The organism is Nocardia sp. NPDC005366, assembly GCF_040606855.1.
GTDB lineage: Bacteria > Actinomycetota > Actinomycetes > Mycobacteriales > Mycobacteriaceae > Nocardia.
The window spans coordinates 241,544-256,834 of record NZ_JBEXFQ010000003.1; the positions used below are offsets into that span (position 1 = coordinate 241,544).

Sequence of the window (15,291 nt, forward strand, 5' to 3'; positions counted from 1 at the left end):
TCCTAGTCGGTGTAGCTGGGCGTTCTTGCCCCGGCTCAGGTCTGCCGAACCAGGGTGCTATACGCGTTGTCGCAGCAAAGCCGTGGCGATAGCGGCGATGCCCTCGCCCCGGCCGGTGAGACCGAGGCCGTCGGTCGTTGTACCGGAGACCGACACCGGCGCGCCGAGCAGTGCGCCGAGGACGTCCTGGGCCTCCGCGCGACGCGGTCCGATCTTGGGGCGGTTGCCGATTACCTGTACCGCGGCATTGACAACATCGAAACCGGCCTCGCCGAGGAGCCTACGCACCTCTTCGAGCATGGTCGCACCGGATACGTTCTCCCACTCCGGACGACCCACCCCGAAGACCGCGCCGACATCTCCGAGTCCGGCGGCGGAGAGCAACGCGTCGCACAGGGCGTGCGCGGCCACGTCACCATCGGAATGTCCGGAGCAACCGTCGGCATCCTCGAACAACAGGCCTGCCATCCAACATCGGCGGCCGGGTTCGATCGGATGGACATCGCTGCCGATTCCCACGCGCATGGTCATGGCGTCCGCGCGATTTCCGGACGCTCGGCGGCGAGACGAGCGAGCATCGTCTCGGCGAGCATCAGATCGAGCCGGGTGGTGATCTTGAAAGCCAGTGGGTCGCCGTCGATGGTGTGTACCGGCGCGCCGAGGAGTTCGACAAGACCCGCGTCGTCGGTGGCCCGCACATCGGCCGCGTACGCGGTGCGCAGCAAATCGGCCTCGAAGCCCTGGGGGGTTTGGATGGCGCGCAGCGCGGCCCGGTTCGGCGTACCGGTCACGGCGCCGAGCGCGTCGACGGATTTGATGGTGTCGACCACCGGCAGCGCGGGAACGACCGCCGGATGACCCGCGCGCAACTCGGCCGCGACCTCGGCGATCAGCCGGGGCGGGGTCAGCGCGCGAGCGGCGTCGTGCACCAGGAAGTAGGAAGCCTCGGGCGCGGCGGCGATGCCAGCGCGCACCGAATCGGTGCGTTCGGCTCCGCCGACCACGACATGAACCATGCCCGGCTCGGACGAGCGGGGCATGGACGAGCCGACGACAGCCGAGAGCGACAGCAGGGCGACTGTGCTCTCGACCGATTCCGGCGGAACCATGACGATGATCCGGTCGACCGCCCCGGAGGCGATCAGGCCGTCCACGGTCAGCCGGACCATAGGTGTGCCGCCGACCTCGACGAACGCCTTGGGCGCATTCGCACCCAGACGGACGCCGCGACCGGCGGCAGGTACCAAGGCAACGACAGATCCGTCGTTGTCAGTGTTGTTCACGTTCAGGAAGCCGCTGCGAGGACCTCGTCGAGCAGGGTCTCGGCCTTGCCGTCATCGGTTCCCTCGGCGAGCGCGAGTTCGCCGACGAGGATCTGACGCGCCTTGGCCAGCATCCGCTTCTCACCCGCGGATAGTCCGCGGTCCTGCTCACGACGCCACAGGTCGCGAACGACCTCGGCCACCTTGTTCACATCGCCGGAGGCGAGCTTCTCCAGGTTGGCCTTGTAGCGGCGCGACCAGTTGGTCGGCTCCTCGGTGTGCGGCGCCCGCAGCACCTGGAAGACTCGATCGAGACCCTCCTGGCCGACGACATCACGGACGCCGACGTATTCGGCGTTCTCCGCGGGAACCCGAACAGTAAGATCGCCTTGAGCGACCTTCAGGACCAGATACTCTTTTTGCTCACCCTTGATGGTGCGAGTCTCGATTGCTTCGATCAGCGCCGCTCCGTGGTGGGGGTAAACGACGGTGTCTCCGACCTTAAAAATCATGTGTCCCGTGCCCCTTTCGATGTTCACAGTTTAACATGCGACTCGGTAACGGCGCGATCAACGGCGCAGGTCAGGGCCACAACGAGGCAACCGGCGGGGTTGACAGAACCGGCGGGGTGTGCATTACCTTGTGGCAGAACGGGTTATCTAGCGGCGTTGTCCCCGCCCCGACCGCCGCGATTTACCCAGCAGCGTCCTCGCAATCACTGTCCGCGGTCGCGGAAACCGTTATGCAAAGGATGCGAAGCAAGATCAGAAGTCGCTTTCACCGATTTTTTCGCCCGCGCGTGTCCGAAAGTTCCGCCGACTCGGAATCGCGGCCCGACGCGGGCTGAAAGCACAGCCGGTGCGATCGGACTCGACGGGGACTACTACGCTGCCTAGTTACTACTCTCTGTAGCGGAGTGAGCCCGGTCGACATGGAGGACAACCCGTGACTGCCTTGAATGCTGTGACCGCCTCTTCGGGGGCGCGGACGCGACGTCGCATGGTGACGGTTGCCGCACTCGCCGCGGGCGCGGCGATCGCGATCTCAGGCTGTAGCGCAGGCAAGATCGCGCAGACCGCGAATCAGGTCGCCGCCGTCAACGGCAGCAGCGTGGACGCCGAGCAGATCTCGCTGCGCAACGCGCACATCGTCTACCCCGGCACGGGGTACACCAACCTCAAGGGCGGCAGCGCCCTGCTCGCGCTGTCCATCATCAACAACAGCGCGACCAAGGACGACAAACTCGTCAGCGTCACCACCGACCTCGGCGCGGTGAAGATCACCCCGGCCTCCGGTCAGTCCGCCATCGTGATCGCCCCGCAGCAGAACGTCATCGCGGCACCCAAGAAGACCGAGGCGAGCGCGAGCGATTCGCACGCCGCCGCGCCCTCGGGCGACAAGGCCGCCACCACCAATCCCGAGGCTGCCACGGCGCAGATCGAGATCACCGGCCTGACCAGGGATATCATCCCCGGCCTCACCTACAGCGTTGTGTTCAATTTCGAGAACAACGGGCCGGTGAAGATCGAGGTTCCGGTCGACGCTGGCACCGATACCGCTCGGCATCAGTCCGATAAGTCGGGCCCGGCGGCCGAGGGCGGACACGGATCTTCGGGCGGTCACTGAACCACCCGCCCGCACACAGGCGAATCGAGGCTGCCCCACCACCGGTGCGGCAGCCTTCGTCATCGATGGAGCCGGTCGTCGGGACGAGCCGGTGTCGGACTCGATACGTAAGGTGCGCGTGTGGCCAAGACCAAGCCGATCTTCCGGTGTTCCGCCTGCACGCACGAGGTAGCCAAATGGGTCGGTAAATGCCCCGGATGTGGCGCGTGGGGCTCCGTGGACGAGGTGGCCGTCGCCGCGACCCCAGCGGGCGTGCCCGCGCGCCGCGCCATGCTGCCGAGTACCGCGGCAGCGCCCATTTCCACCATCGATTCACAGGTGACCAGGGCGCGCTCCACCGGAGTCTCGGAGTTGGACCGGGTACTCGGCGGTGGCGTCGTCCCCGGTTCGGTGGTACTGCTCTCCGGCGAGCCCGGAGTCGGCAAATCGACCCTGTTGCTCGAGGTCGCCTACCGCTGGGCCGCCCAGCGCGACGAGAAATCGCTGTATGTCACCGCCGAGGAATCGGCGGGACAGGTCCGGCTGCGGGCCGACCGCACCGGCGCGATACACGAGCGGGTGTACCTGGCCGCGGAATCCGATCTGTCGATTCTGCTCGGGCATGTCGAGCAGGTGCGCCCGACCCTGCTCGTCGTCGATTCGGTGCAGACCATCCTCGCCCCCGAGGTGGACGGCGTCACCGGCGGCGTCACCCAGGTGCGGGCGGTGACCGCGGCGCTGACCTCGCTCGCCAAGGCCAGCGGGATCGCGGTGCTGCTGGTGGGGCATGTCACCAAGGACGGCAATGTCGCGGGCCCACGCACGCTCGAGCACCTGGTGGATGTGGTGCTCCAATTCGAGGGCGACAAGAATTCCACGCTGCGCATGGTGCGCGGCATCAAGAATCGCTTCGGCAGCGCCGACGAGGTCGGCTGTTTCGAATTGCACGAGGACGGCATCGCCGGAGTCGACGATCCGTCGGGCCTGTTCCTGCACCACAGGACCGATTCGGTGCCGGGTACCGCGGTCACGGTGGCGATGGACGGTAAACGTCCGCTGGTCGGCGAGGTCCAAGGCCTCACGGTGCGAACCGAGATCCCCTCGCCGCGGCGGGCGGTCAGCGGTCTCGACTACAACCGGGTCGCGATGGTGCTGGCCGTCCTGCAGAGCCGGGGCCGTGTATTCCTCGGCAAACACGACGTCTACGCCGCGACGGTCGGCGGCATGCGCCTCGTCGAACCGGCCGCCGATCTGGCCATCGCACTCGCCATCGCGAGTTCGGAATCCGATATAGCGCTACCGGCGGGGTGGATCGTCCTCGGCGAGGTCGGATTGGCCGGTGAGGTACGCAAGGTCACGGGGTTGACGCGCAGGCTGGCCGAGGCCGAACGCCTCGGCTTCACGAACGCGGTGGTGCCACCGGGTTCGGATGGTCCGAAGGGCGGGGGGATGAGAATTCACGAGGTGGCCGATCTGCGGTCGGCGATCCGGCTCAGCGGGTTACGCAAGACGCGGGGCGCGAGCGAATGACACCGGGGGCGGGTGCCTGCTCGCGTCCGAGCGACAGTCCGTCGACGAGATCGGGCAGAGCCCGTACGGGTCGACCGACGCGACCGGACGGGCCCTCCCCTCAGGCGATGTTGAACGGCTCGGCCGCGCTGCGCACCGAACCGAGCTGCGCGACAACCGAATAGGCGCCCGCCGGGACCGGAACGCGTTCACCCGCGCAGTTGGGCTGGGAGGTGGATCCGGACCAGGTGACCTGGAAAGCCGCCTGCTCACCACGGTTAAGGGTCCGCAGATCGGGCTGCCCGTCGGGGTAGCAGTCGGTACTCGACCACAGCCTGCGCTGGCCGTCCAGCGAGTACACCGAAATCTGCTGGAGGCCCGAACCCACGTCGCGAGAACACGCCGTCGACGAGATATTCGTGATGACGATGCCGAAAACCGGCTGCTCGCCGGGCCGGTAGGTCGGCTGCTCCACCGTCACCTTCACCGCGAGCGACTGATCGGGACACTGGCCCGCGGCGACCGCGGTCACGGTCGGCGCGACGCTGCCCGCCGCCTTGGCCGGTTCCGTGGTCGCCGAGGTCTTCTTGACCGACGACGTGGAACCGGCGGCGCCGGCATTCGGATCGCCGGGGGAGTTGCCGCCGCGCGCGACCATCACCACCAGCCAGATCACCACGGCGAGCGCCAGGACCAGAGCGCCGATGGCGAAGACACGACGACGCCAGTAGATCTCAGGTGGCAGCGGTCCAGTCGGTTCCAGCACGCCTCAACGTTAAAGGCACGGCAGGGTAACGCGACTCAGGACCTCGGCGTGTCGGGTCGCGAGCCACCCACGTGCCGATAGGGTTACCGCCCGCACGCTGGGTGAACGCCGACTCAGACCACCTCGCCGATGTTGCCGACGACACGATGGAGCTGCACTCTGCCGTCGACCAGTTTGTAGGTGACGCAAGCGATAGCGCATTCCCCGGTCGCCACCCGCTGAGAGATGATCATCGACCGCTGCATGAGCAGCCTGCTGGTTTCCACCACGTGCCTGGCCTCCATCTCGTCGACGGTCTCCAGACCCTCGCGGCGGCCGATCAGAATGGACGGGGTGACCTTCTCGACGATACTGCGGATGAATCCGCCCGGTACCTCGCCGCCGTCGAGCGCATCGATGGTGGCCTTCACCGCGCCGCAGCTGTCGTGTCCGAGCACGACGATGAGCGGCACGTTCAGCACCTGCACGCCGTACTCGATCGAGCCGAGCACCGAGCTGTCGACCACATGGCCCGCGGTACGCACGACGAACATATCGCCGAGGCCCTGGTCGAAGATCAGCTCAGCGGCTACCCTGGAATCGCCGCAGCCGAACAGAATCGCGGCCGGATACTGGCCGCTCACCAGCTTGGCTCGGTCGGCGGCGCCTTGGCTAGGATGTAGCAGCGTGCCATTGACAAAGCGCTCGTTGCCCTCACGAAGAGATTTCCAGGCGCTGATCGGGTTGGAATCAGGCATACCGTCCATTGTGCACAAGGGCTTCGCTACCAGCGAGTCCGTTGCGTTACGGGTCGGCAAATATCGACTTGCCGCGGCACGGCGGGAGCGGTGAGGACGATGGCCCCAGTCACAAGGCGCGTCGTTTCGTCGCGACGTGCGATCGATCCCGGCGCTGTCGATGCCGAAGCGTTGCTGGGATGGTATTCCGCGACGGCGCGCGATCTCCCCTGGCGACGGGCGGGCGTGACCGCCTGGCAGATTCTGATGAGCGAGATCATGCTGCAGCAGACCCCGGTCGTCCGGGTCGAACCGATCTGGCGGGAGTGGGTCGCGCGCTGGCCGGTGCCGTCGGCGATGGCGGCCTCCTCGCAGGCCGTGGTGCTGCGGGCCTGGGGAAAACTCGGTTATCCACGCCGCGCGCTGCGATTACACGAATGCGCGCGCGTGCTCGCCGCCGAATACGGCGACGAGGTGCCCGCAGAGGTCGACGTCCTGCTCGAGCTGCCAGGAATCGGGGCATACACGGCACGCGCGGTGGCCTGTTTCGCCTACGGACAACGCGTCCCCGTGGTCGACACCAATGTTCGCCGAGTGGTGGCGCGGGCGGTGCACGGACTGGCCGAGGCGGGCAATCCCTCATCGCGCGATCTCCCGGAGACCGAAGCGCTGCTGCCAATGCCCGTCGACCGCGCCGCCGCCTTCTCCGCCGCCCTGATGGAACTCGGCGCGACCGTGTGCACCGCGCGCAGTCCCGACTGCCTCCGCTGTCCGCTCCCGAAATGCGCCTGGATCGCCGCCGGGCGACCGGCCTCGGAGACCGTGCGCCGCGTTCAGAAGTACGAGGGCACCGACCGCCAGGCCAGGGGTCGACTGCTCGACGTCTTGCGCGACGCCAGCGGACCGGTCGAACGGGTACGCCTGGATCTGGCGTGGACGAGAGATCCCGGCCAGCGGGACCGCGCACTCGATTCGCTCCTGGTGGACGGACTGATCGAACAGACAGCGGACGGACTGTTCGCGTTGGCGGGCGAAAGTGGACCGGCCTGACCGGAATTCCCGCTCCGAATTCGGCGCGAACTAATCGGCGAGCACGTCACCGAGGAAACGCTCGACCTCGGCGCGGTACCGCTGCGGCTGATCGTCGTGCACCAGATGACCGGCAGCGGGCACGAGCACATATTCGGTGCCCGGCCTGACCTCGGCCATCCGCCGCATCTGCCCGGCCGGGGTGATGGTGTGCTCCCCCTCGATCAACAGCGCGGGAACCCGCGTCGCGCGCCACTGCGACCAGAAATCCCTGCTCCCCCACTCCTGGGAGATATCGCGGAATGTCGAGACCGAACCGTGCAACCGATAACCGTCGGGACCGTGTTCGAGTGAATTCAGGAAATAGCGTCCCGCGACCGGACCGAAGAAATCGATCACCGCGTCCGCGTCGGGAAACGGCTGCGGCCACGCCTGCACCATCTCGGCCCAGTCCTCGGCGGTACGGCCCGTGAAATCGGGAGCGATATCCTCCACCACCAGCGCGCGGACCCGGTCCGGATAGTGCGCCGCGAAAACCCAGCCGTGCAGTCCGCCCATGGAATGCCCGATCACCACCATCGGTTCGGTGATCGGCGCGGTGGCGGCGGCCAGATCGGCGATGAACGCCTCGGTGGTCAATTCCGACGGGGCGGGGCGACCGTGCCCCGCGGCGTCGAAGGTGTAGACGTGGCCGTAGGGACGCAGCCAATCGAGGTGATCGGCCCAGGTCCGGGCGCTGCCCATCAACCCGTGCAACAACAGGATGGGTGTTCCGGAACCGCCCTCGTCATACAACACTGTGATATTTTGCCGCGCCTGCGGCGCGGCGGGTTCGCGGCCCCTCTGTCTCGCTGCACCCTCGCGTGTTCGCGATCACTACTGTCTCCGTATTGTCGGGGTCATGGCTGTTGTGAAGATCAATGCGATCGAGGTTCCCGAGGGCGCGGGCCCCGAGTTGGAGAAGCGGTTCGCCCACCGCGCGCACGCGGTCGAGGGTTCGCCCGGATTCCTGGGCTTCCAGCTGCTGCGGCCGGTGGCGGGAGACGACCGGTATTTCGTGGTCACCCAGTGGGATTCCGAGGAATCCTTCGCGGCGTGGCGGGACGGACCCGCCCGCACCGCACACGCGGGCGGCGAGGGGCAGAAACCGGTCTCGACCGGCGCGTCGCTGCTCGAATTCGAGGTCGTTCTCGACGTGGCGGCCAAACCCGCTTCCTGAGAAAAACCGGCGATCGGCTGGCGAATCGCGGGTATCAGACATGGTGGGTGACGCGCCGCGCGCGTGGTGACCACTCTTCGCGTGTATTGACGCGGGGTGCCCGCGGGTGTCACAGTTCGAGGGATAGAGCGATGGTGACGCGGTAATCCGGTGTGAATCCGGAGCGGTCGCGCCACTGTTTTCCACGCATCGAGCCCCGGTGCCGGAAGAGCCAGACACCGGCACCATCGCATCAACTCGACGGGACGCGCATCCCTAGGAGGACTCGAATGGCCATCGCGCATTCACCGAGCCGGACCGCCGAATCCCTGGCGACCGTTCTCATCACAGTAGGTGTCGTACTTCTCGCACTGCTCACGCTGTACCTCGTCGGTTTCGACCAGGGCGCCATCTCACGTAGTGGGATGTTCATGCACGAGCTGATGCACGATGGACGCCATCTGCTGGGTGTTCCGTGCCACTGATTTCACCCACGTCTACCGCACTGCCCCTGGGTGGATCACTGAAAACCCTGCTGTTGCGTGGCCTGCTGGCCGGTTTGATCGCCGGCCTGCTGGCAGCGACGGTGGGGTATTTCGTTGGGGAGCCCAAGATCGATGCCGCCATCGCCATCGAGGAAGCGGCGGCCGCGGCGGAACCGGCACATGACGGCGCGGCGCAGCCCGCGGGCCATTCACATGGTGACGAAGAAGAACCGTTGGTGAGTCGCGACGGCCAGCAGGCCGGGCAATTCCTCGCTCTCGGTCTCGGCGGGATGGCCTTCGGCGCGATATTCGCGGCGGCGGCACATCACGCACGCCGTTTCACCACGTTGTCCGGACCGAAACTGGCGATCGGACTCGGTATCGGCGGTTGGCTCGCCATCGTCGCCGTGCCGTTCTTCAAATATCCGGCGAACCCGCCCGCGGTCGGTGATCCCGAGACCATCAACGACCGCACCCTGCTGTGGGTGGCGGCGGTTCTGCTCGGTCTCGTCGCCGTCGGCGCCGGGGTCTACGTGTACAAATCGCTGCACGGCAAATTCGACACGCTCCGGCTGATCGCTGCGGTCGTCGCGTTCGTCGTCATCGTCGCGCTCGGCTACATCCTGTTGCCCGGCGTCGACGAGGTGAAGGCGGATTTCCCCGCCAGTCTGCTGTGGCAGTTCCGGGTGGCCTCACTGGCCCAGACCGCGACGCTGTGGGCCGCACTCGGTCTCGGCTTCGCGTTCCTCACCGAATTCAGCACTCGTTCCAGTACTCCGGTACGGGGAGAAGTCGCTACCGCGGCGTGATCCGCGCACCGAATACCCGAAGGCAGTGTCGGTCTCATGACCGGCACTGCCTTCCGCGGGTGAGTACCTTCCCGCACACCACTGGTCGGATGCGCGGGAAGGTGACGACGGCTAGACGAGCGCGGCGTCGAGGGTGATGTCGTCGACGCCCGCGAGCGCCTTGCTCACCGGGCAGCCCGCCTTGGCCGCAGCCGCGGCGGCGGCGAAACCGTCGGCGTCCAGGCCGGAGACCCTGCCGCGAACGGTCAGCTTGATACCGGTGATCCGGAATCCGCCCGCCGGATCCGGGCCGAGGGTGACGTCCGCGCTGACGTCCAGGCTCTCGGGCGTCCCGCCCGCATTGCCGATCTGCGCCGACAGCGCCATCGCGTAGCAGGAGGAATGCGCCGCCGCGATCAGTTCCTCCGGGCTGGTGGTGCCGTCGGCGTCCTCGGCGGAACGCTTCGGGAACGACACGTCGTACTTGCCGACTCCGGAGCTGGCCAGTTCGACCTGGCCCGAGCCATCCTGTAGGCCGCCGGTCCAAGCGGTGCGCGCGGTACGAGTTGGCATCACGGTCCTTTCACAGATGATTTCGATCCGTTCGCAGACGAACCTACTCGCCGCGTTCAGTCCACGGTGCCGGTACGGCGATCGAGCTGTTCGAGGACGAGCGGCCACGCGACGAGGTGCCGGTCGCGCGCCGCTTCGTTCGGAAAACCGGCGTGCCGCAAGCGAAGTCGGATACCGCGCGGTTGGTGCACGAATTCCACGGTGACGATGGTTTCGGCGCCTTCGGTGCCGTCGGCGCCGGTGACCCAGGTCAGTTCGACCAATCGCTCCGGTATCAGGCGAAGGAAACGGCCGTAATGCGGATAACGGTTGCCCGCGTGCTCGGTCTCGAAGAAGAACGGCTCGTTCACCGCGGGTTTCATCAATACCGAACCGGGTGCGGCAAACCAGATATCGAACCCCTGGGTGAGTGCCGCGTATAGCAATCCCGGCGGGGCTGACATCACACGCTCGACTTTGAGCTCGTGCGGGCGAGCGGATAGATCCGGAAAGCGAATCGGCTGGTCGGACATGACTGGACAATACCCGTGCCGCCCCGCCGAACCTGGAATTCGCTACTCAGGACGGGTAACCCGCACCGATCCGATACCGCCTGTGACTCAGATCAGATCCCGGCGCCGGATCAGCCACAGCGTCCCCGCCGCGAATACGCAGGCGTAGACCCCGAGCGCGATCAGCGATTCCTCGCGCGAGAGGATCTCGAGCACCCCCGGCGTCGCCGGACCCCGCACCGTCCGCATGGCGCCCGCGAGCGAACCGGCCGCCGTGCCGGGCAGATGGTCGGTCACCGCCGCGATCGGACTCCAGATACCTGCGACGCCGCGCAGCAGATTCTCCACGACGAGCACCCAGACCAATCCGAGACCAACGGCGAGCGCGGGGCCGCGAGCGATCGCGCCGATGAGGGCGCCTGCCATCGTCCACATGCCGAGTATGGCTATGCCCGTGACGATTCCGTCGATCGACCGCGCGATCCCCGGCAGCAGGAGCGACTGCGACTGCCCGGCCGCGATCAGCGAGGCGACCCCGAGATCCGCGACGAAGGCCGTGCAGACCAGCGCGACGACCACCACCGCGAGGGCGACCACCGCGCCGCCGCTCGCGGCGATCCGCGACGGCCCCTGTGTCAGTGTCGTTTTCCATGTACCCCAGCCGTATCCGCTTCCGATCACGAGGGCGCCGAGAATCAGCATCAGCGCACCGCCGAACATCGCCATGCCCTGGGTGAAGACTTCCGGCACCGCGGCGGGCAACATCTGTTGCAGCAGTGTCTCTTTCGGCATATTTCTGGCCATCGAACTCGTTTCGCCCGAGGTGTAGGCGAGGTAGTTGAACAGATAGGAGAACGTGAGGTTCAACAGAATCCACGTTCCGAGAATGATCCAGAAGGCGGGCCATCGACGCAGCCGCAGCGATTCCGCACGCACACTTGCCATCAGATCCCTCATCGCACTGCCTCCAGCCCGGTCATTTCGAAGAACACTTCCTCCAGCGACTTTTCGTCGACCCGCAGTTCCAGCAGGTCGGCCCCCGCGGCGACCACCGCCCGCGCTACCTCCGGCGCGGACCGCGCCCCCGCCTCGACCCGGATACCGCCCGAGGTGAGCAGGACGCCGCGTGCCCCGATCACCTGCCGGACCGCGCGAAAGGCCACCTCGAGTGGTTCGGCCCGCAACGACAGCGAGGCCGCGCCGCGTAATTGCGCCACCGTGGATTCGGTCAGCAGAGTGCCGCCGGAGATGACGCCGACCCGATCGCAGATCTGCTGCACCTCGCTGAGCATGTGGCTGGAGAGCAGGACGGTATGTCCGTCGGCGGCGAGGCCGGTGATCAGTTCGCGCATCTCGGCCATGCCCGCCGGGTCGAGACCGTTCGTCGGTTCGTCCAGAATCAGCAGGTCGGGGTCGCCGAGTAGAGCCGCACCCACCCCGAGTCGCTGTTTCATTCCCAGGGAGTAGGTGCGGAACGCGTCGTCGGCGCGACCGGCGAGACCGACGCGATCCAGCGCGGCGTCGACCTGCGCGGCGGTCTGCCCGCGATACCTCGCCAGCACCCGCAGGTTGTCGCGCCCGCAGAGGTAGGGGTAGAATCCCGGTCCCTCGATGAGCACCCCGATACGCCGCAGCGCCGCCGGATCACCCGGCGCGCGCCCGAGGACTGTCGCGGTACCCGAGGTGGGCCGGATCAGGCCGACGAGCATGCGCAGTGTCGTGGTTTTTCCCGCCCCGTTCGGGCCGAGGAAACCGTAGATCTCGCCCGGTGCGACATTCATGGCGACGCCGTCGACCGCGGCATTGTCGCCGTATCGCTTGGTCAGCCCCTCGGTGACCACAATGGAATCTGTCATGTACCGAGAATCCGCCAGCGGCGGCGCGGGCACATCCGTCGCGCGGCGGCGTTCGCGGTACGCGGCGCGGCTTATACCGCCCGACGCCGCGGCGCTCATGTCCCGACGACCGGCGGGAGATCCGGCGAGGCGGACTAGTCTCACAGGGGTGAGAGCGCCAGGCATACCCAATCGTGGCTCGGTCGTGTGGGACTGTGGCCTCGCATTCGCAGTCGCGGTGGTGCAGGTGGTGGGGGGCCGCGCGGCGAATCTGGGGCAGCACGACGTCCATGCGCTGGATTGGTTCGGTTACATCCTGCTACTCGCCGGGCCGGTAGCGCTGATATTCCGCAGGCGTCAGCCGCTCGCGGTCCTGCTGATCGCGCTGGCGGCTGCCGGGATCTACCTGGCGCTCGACTACGGATACGGCCCGATCTTCGTCTCCCTCGTCATCGCCTTCCTCACCGCCGCGATCATCGGATCACGCTGGTGGACTTACCCGTTGGTGCCGGTGGGATATCTGTTGATGGTCTGGCCGCTGCCGCGTCTGCTCGGACGTCCCACCGATACCTGGCAGCAGTTCGGCATCATGGCCTGGCTCATCGTCCTGGTCGCGGCGGCCGAAGGCATCCGGCAGCGCAGGGCGGTGCTGCAAGCGCGTGCACAGCGCGCCGAAGCGACACGCCGCGATGAGGAGGCGCAACGAGAGCGCCGGGCGGGCGAGGAGCGGCTCGCCATCGCGCGAGAGCTGCACGATGTTCTGGCACACAGTCTTTCGCTGATCAATGTCCAGTCCTCGGTGGCCCTTGAACTGTTCGACAAGAAGCCCCAGCAAGCGGCGACCGCGCTGGCCGCGATCAAGACCGCGAGCAAGGAGGCGCTCGCCGAAGTACACGTCCTGCTGCAGACCATTCGCACCGGAACCGTCTCCGCCACGACGGAGGAGGACTCCCCCGCGGCATCGTCCCAGTCGCACCGTCACTCGACGACGCTGTCCCGCAACCTTTTCGGCGTACGACGCGACACGGACGAGCGCACCCGCAACGGCGACCGGGCCGCGGCGGCCGAATCGAAGCCCGCCCCGGCCCCCCGAGCGCCGACACCGACCATCGACGATCTCGACGGACTGCTGCAGCGCACCCGCGCGGCCGGTGTGCACGTCGATACCCGCGTCATCGGTACCCCCGAGAAATTGCCGAGTGTGCTCGATGTGGCCGCGGCCCGCATCATCCAGGAATCGCTCACCAATGTGGTCAGGCACGCGCCGGGCGCCAACGCCATCGTCACCGTGCGCTACACGCCCGAATCGGTGGACCTGACCATCGACAACACCAGACCCACCGCGCCACAATCGAAGTCGGCAACGGGCGGGCGCAACGGCATCATCGGAATGCGGGAGCGGGCGCACGCACTCGGCGGTCAACTCACGGCTGGCCCGAGACCGAGCGGCGGCTTCCGGGTCGCGGCCCGCCTGCCCGTGCGGGTCAGGGCGACGACGGAGCAGAACGGCCGCGGCGGGTCCACGCCCGCACCGGACGATTCGACGGCGCGGGAGGCGTGATGGCCACGGGACGGGAATCGCGATGAGCATTCGGGTGCTCGTGGCCGACGATCAGGCGCTGGTGCGCGGCGGATTCGTCGCGCTGCTCGACGCGCAGGATGGTATCGAGGTGGTCGGCGAGGCGGACAACGGCGAGCAGGCCGTCCGGATGACGCGCAGCCTCGATCCCGATGTGGTGCTGATGGATATCCGGATGCCGGTTCTCGACGGTTTGGCCGCCACGAAGCTGATCGCCGAGGATCCACGTCTGTCGGGGGTCCGCGTGGTTGTGCTGACCACCTTCGAATTGGACGAATACGTTTTCGAGGCGATGCGTTGCGGGGCGACCGGTTTCCTGGTCAAACACACCGAACCCGCGGATCTCGTGCGCGCGGTCCGGGTGGTCGCCGAGGGCGAGGCACTGCTGTCCCCCGGCGTCACCCGCCGCCTGATCGCCGAATTCTCGGCCCATGCCAAACAGCCGCCGCCCGCCGCCCTGACCGAACTCACCGATCGGGAACGCGAAGTGATGACGCTGGTCGCCGAGGGCCTGACCAACGCGGAGATCGGCGAACGCCTTTTCCTGAGTCCGGCCACCGCGCGCACGCACGTCAGCCGGATTCTGACGAAACTCGGCGCCCGCGACCGCACCCAACTGGTGGTGCTCGCCTACGAATCCGGACTCGTACGCCCCGGCTGGCAGTAGTGCCGTTCGCGGTCGATCGCGCGCACGGACGGTCCGACCATGTGGCTACACCTGTTCCTGGCCCGGTTGCGCGTCGGCCCGCTCCGCGTCGGAGAAACCGCTGCCCCACGCTGCCGCCGGGGCCGTCCGGCGACGTGCCGAGTAGGCCGCGCTCGCGCGGAACGCCCCCGCTACGCCCGCGGGCGCGGCGGTGTAGGTGATGGACCGGCGCGGGTCGAATCCCATCTGCGAACCGATCTGCACCGCGTCCATATTCGCGCCGAGGAAAAGGAAATCCCAGGAGTAGACCTCTTGCTGCTGGGTGATCAATGACCGCACCGCCTCGTGCGTCCATTCCCTGCTCGAATTCTCGTGCCCGTCGGTCAGCACGATCACGATGACCGTGCCCGGCCGCTGTTCCTCCGGCCGGGCCGCCAGATCCGCGCCGATCTCGGTGACCAGTTTGCCCACCGCGTCGTACAGGGCCGTACCGCCGCGTGGACGCAGGTTCAGCGGGGGCACCTGCGCGATCGGCAGATTGGCGTAGACGCATTCGTACTCGGTATCGAATTGCGCCAACGTCACCTCGATGGTTCCCGGCAGCGTGCGCTGTTCTTCGATATAGGCGTCGAAGCCGCCGTCGGTATCCGATTTGATGGATTGCATCGATCCCGAGCGATCCAGCAATACGGCGAGCAAAGTCAGTTCGGTATTCGTCATCGTCCAACCCCCGTTAGGTGAGATATCCGACCGCAGTCCACGGTACGCCGCGCCGCATATCGCCTGGCGGACCGCTTTGCGCTGGACTA

Annotated in this window: 19 protein-coding genes and 1 riboswitch; of the genes, 8 read left to right on the forward strand and 11 right to left on the reverse strand. The window is 67.2% G+C overall.

Annotation, left to right across the window (positions count from 1 at the left end):
* Positions 1-57: 57 nt before the first annotated feature.
* Genes ispF through carD form a run of 3 tightly spaced genes read right to left on the reverse strand, consistent with a single transcriptional unit; the run spans position 58 to position 1,774 of the window.
* The gene (gene ispF, locus ABZS43_RS05525) at positions 58-525 is read right to left on the reverse strand and encodes a 2-C-methyl-D-erythritol 2,4-cyclodiphosphate synthase (RefSeq protein ID WP_355034697.1); all 468 of its coding nucleotides are present in this window, start codon (positions 523-525) and stop codon (positions 58-60) included.
* A gap of 2 nt (positions 526-527) precedes the next feature.
* On the reverse strand, positions 528-1,283 hold the full coding sequence (gene ispD, locus ABZS43_RS05530) for a 2-C-methyl-D-erythritol 4-phosphate cytidylyltransferase (protein WP_355034600.1): 756 nt from the start codon (positions 1,281-1,283) through the stop codon (positions 528-530).
* 2 nt (positions 1,284-1,285) lie between these two features.
* Positions 1,286-1,774, reverse strand: a complete 489-nt coding sequence (carD, locus tag ABZS43_RS05535; RefSeq protein ID WP_011206964.1) for an RNA polymerase-binding transcription factor CarD — start codon at positions 1,772-1,774, stop codon at positions 1,286-1,288.
* 487 nt (positions 1,775-2,261) lie between these two features.
* Here carD and ABZS43_RS05540 point away from each other — a divergent pair, with 487 nt between their 5' ends.
* Both ABZS43_RS05540 and radA read left to right on the forward strand, forming a co-directional pair.
* Positions 2,262-2,888: a hypothetical protein gene (locus ABZS43_RS05540; protein WP_355034601.1), complete on the forward strand. Its 627-nt coding sequence runs from the start codon at positions 2,262-2,264 to the stop codon at positions 2,886-2,888.
* Between the two features lie 120 nt (positions 2,889-3,008).
* A complete protein-coding gene (gene radA / locus ABZS43_RS05545; protein ID WP_355034602.1) occupies positions 3,009-4,397 on the forward strand; it encodes a DNA repair protein RadA in 1,389 nt (462 codons plus the stop codon).
* 100 nt (positions 4,398-4,497) lie between these two features.
* Here radA and ABZS43_RS05550 read toward each other — a convergent pair whose 3' ends face one another.
* Positions 4,498-5,142: a hypothetical protein gene (locus tag ABZS43_RS05550; RefSeq protein WP_355034603.1), complete on the reverse strand. Its 645-nt coding sequence runs from the start codon at positions 5,140-5,142 to the stop codon at positions 4,498-4,500.
* Positions 5,143-5,255: 113 nt separating this feature from the next.
* The gene (locus tag ABZS43_RS05555; RefSeq protein WP_355034604.1) at positions 5,256-5,879 is read right to left on the reverse strand and encodes a carbonic anhydrase; all 624 of its coding nucleotides are present in this window, start codon (positions 5,877-5,879) and stop codon (positions 5,256-5,258) included.
* A gap of 99 nt (positions 5,880-5,978) precedes the next feature.
* On the opposite strand from ABZS43_RS05555, the gene ABZS43_RS05560 reads away from it, so the two are divergent.
* A complete protein-coding gene (locus tag ABZS43_RS05560) occupies positions 5,979-6,908 on the forward strand; it encodes an A/G-specific adenine glycosylase (protein ID WP_355034605.1) in 930 nt (309 codons plus the stop codon).
* Positions 6,909-6,938: 30 nt separating this feature from the next.
* On the opposite strand, the gene ABZS43_RS05565 is transcribed toward ABZS43_RS05560, so the two are convergent.
* Complete coding sequence (locus ABZS43_RS05565; RefSeq protein WP_355034606.1) at positions 6,939-7,685, reverse strand: alpha/beta hydrolase; 747 nt, start codon at positions 7,683-7,685, stop codon at positions 6,939-6,941.
* Positions 7,686-7,788: 103 nt separating this feature from the next.
* On the opposite strand from ABZS43_RS05565, the gene ABZS43_RS05570 reads away from it, so the two are divergent.
* The 3 genes from ABZS43_RS05570 (at position 7,789) to ABZS43_RS05580 (ending at position 9,379) form a co-directional block, all read left to right on the forward strand.
* Entirely contained in the window at positions 7,789-8,106 is a 318-nt protein-coding gene (locus tag ABZS43_RS05570) for an antibiotic biosynthesis monooxygenase (RefSeq protein WP_355034607.1), read from the forward strand.
* Between the two features lie 89 nt (positions 8,107-8,195).
* Positions 8,196-8,348: riboswitch (cobalamin riboswitch) on the forward strand.
* Positions 8,349-8,375: 27 nt separating this feature from the next.
* Positions 8,376-8,570 carry a CbtB-domain containing protein gene (locus ABZS43_RS05575; protein ID WP_216913352.1) on the forward strand — a complete coding sequence of 65 codons (195 nt, stop codon included), beginning with the start codon at positions 8,376-8,378 and terminating at the stop codon, positions 8,568-8,570.
* Between the two features lie 20 nt (positions 8,571-8,590).
* Complete coding sequence (locus tag ABZS43_RS05580) at positions 8,591-9,379, forward strand: CbtA family protein (RefSeq protein WP_355034698.1); 789 nt, start codon at positions 8,591-8,593, stop codon at positions 9,377-9,379.
* A 111-nt stretch (positions 9,380-9,490) separates the two neighbouring features.
* Here the strand turns inward: ABZS43_RS05580 and ABZS43_RS05585 are convergent, their stop codons facing one another.
* The 4 genes from ABZS43_RS05585 to ABZS43_RS05600 form a co-directional block, all read right to left on the reverse strand.
* Positions 9,491-9,931, reverse strand: a complete 441-nt coding sequence (locus ABZS43_RS05585; protein WP_355034608.1) for an OsmC family peroxiredoxin — start codon at positions 9,929-9,931, stop codon at positions 9,491-9,493.
* A 56-nt stretch (positions 9,932-9,987) separates the two neighbouring features.
* Positions 9,988-10,374 carry an SRPBCC domain-containing protein gene (locus ABZS43_RS05590; protein WP_355034609.1) on the reverse strand — a complete coding sequence of 129 codons (387 nt, stop codon included), beginning with the start codon at positions 10,372-10,374 and terminating at the stop codon, positions 9,988-9,990.
* A gap of 156 nt (positions 10,375-10,530) precedes the next feature.
* Positions 10,531-11,367, reverse strand: coding sequence for an ABC transporter permease (locus ABZS43_RS05595; RefSeq protein ID WP_355034610.1), 837 nt, complete (start codon positions 11,365-11,367; stop codon positions 10,531-10,533).
* 8 nt (positions 11,368-11,375) lie between these two features.
* Positions 11,376-12,278, reverse strand: a complete 903-nt coding sequence (locus ABZS43_RS05600) for an ABC transporter ATP-binding protein (RefSeq protein WP_355034611.1) — start codon at positions 12,276-12,278, stop codon at positions 11,376-11,378.
* Between the two features lie 217 nt (positions 12,279-12,495).
* Here ABZS43_RS05600 and ABZS43_RS05605 point away from each other — a divergent pair, with 217 nt between their 5' ends.
* Positions 12,496-13,818, forward strand: a complete 1,323-nt coding sequence (locus tag ABZS43_RS05605; RefSeq protein WP_355034612.1) for a histidine kinase — start codon at positions 12,496-12,498, stop codon at positions 13,816-13,818.
* 22 nt (positions 13,819-13,840) lie between these two features.
* Entirely contained in the window at positions 13,841-14,503 is a 663-nt protein-coding gene (locus ABZS43_RS05610) for a response regulator transcription factor (RefSeq protein ID WP_355034613.1), read from the forward strand.
* A gap of 45 nt (positions 14,504-14,548) precedes the next feature.
* Here the strand turns inward: ABZS43_RS05610 and ABZS43_RS05615 are convergent, their stop codons facing one another.
* Entirely contained in the window at positions 14,549-15,202 is a 654-nt protein-coding gene (locus tag ABZS43_RS05615; protein ID WP_355034614.1) for a vWA domain-containing protein, read from the reverse strand.
* Between the last annotated feature and the right edge of the window lie 89 nt (positions 15,203-15,291).

Coding starts and splice junctions, on each gene's coding strand:
- ABZS43_RS05585 (WP_355034608.1), bottom strand. CDS start 9,931: ATGCCAACTCGTACCGCGCGCACCGCTTGGACCGGCGGCCTACAGGAT.
- ABZS43_RS05560 (WP_355034605.1), top strand. CDS start 5,979: ATGGCCCCAGTCACAAGGCGCGTCGTTTCGTCGCGACGTGCGATCGAT.
- ABZS43_RS05610 (WP_355034613.1), top strand. CDS start 13,841: ATGAGCATTCGGGTGCTCGTGGCCGACGATCAGGCGCTGGTGCGCGGC.
- ABZS43_RS05595 (WP_355034610.1), bottom strand. CDS start 11,367: ATGGCAAGTGTGCGTGCGGAATCGCTGCGGCTGCGTCGATGGCCCGCC.
- ispF (WP_355034697.1), bottom strand. CDS start 525: ATGCGCGTGGGAATCGGCAGCGATGTCCATCCGATCGAACCCGGCCGC.
- ABZS43_RS05575 (WP_216913352.1), top strand. CDS start 8,376: ATGGCCATCGCGCATTCACCGAGCCGGACCGCCGAATCCCTGGCGACC.
- ABZS43_RS05555 (WP_355034604.1), bottom strand. CDS start 5,879: ATGCCTGATTCCAACCCGATCAGCGCCTGGAAATCTCTTCGTGAGGGC.
- ABZS43_RS05570 (WP_355034607.1), top strand. CDS start 7,789: ATGGCTGTTGTGAAGATCAATGCGATCGAGGTTCCCGAGGGCGCGGGC.
- ABZS43_RS05590 (WP_355034609.1), bottom strand. CDS start 10,374: ATGTCAGCCCCGCCGGGATTGCTATACGCGGCACTCACCCAGGGGTTC.
- carD (WP_011206964.1), bottom strand. CDS start 1,774: ATGATTTTTAAGGTCGGAGACACCGTCGTTTACCCCCACCACGGAGCG.
- ABZS43_RS05600 (WP_355034611.1), bottom strand. CDS start 12,278: ATGACAGATTCCATTGTGGTCACCGAGGGGCTGACCAAGCGATACGGC.
- ABZS43_RS05615 (WP_355034614.1), bottom strand. CDS start 15,202: ATGACGAATACCGAACTGACTTTGCTCGCCGTATTGCTGGATCGCTCG.
- ABZS43_RS05540 (WP_355034601.1), top strand. CDS start 2,262: ATGGTGACGGTTGCCGCACTCGCCGCGGGCGCGGCGATCGCGATCTCA.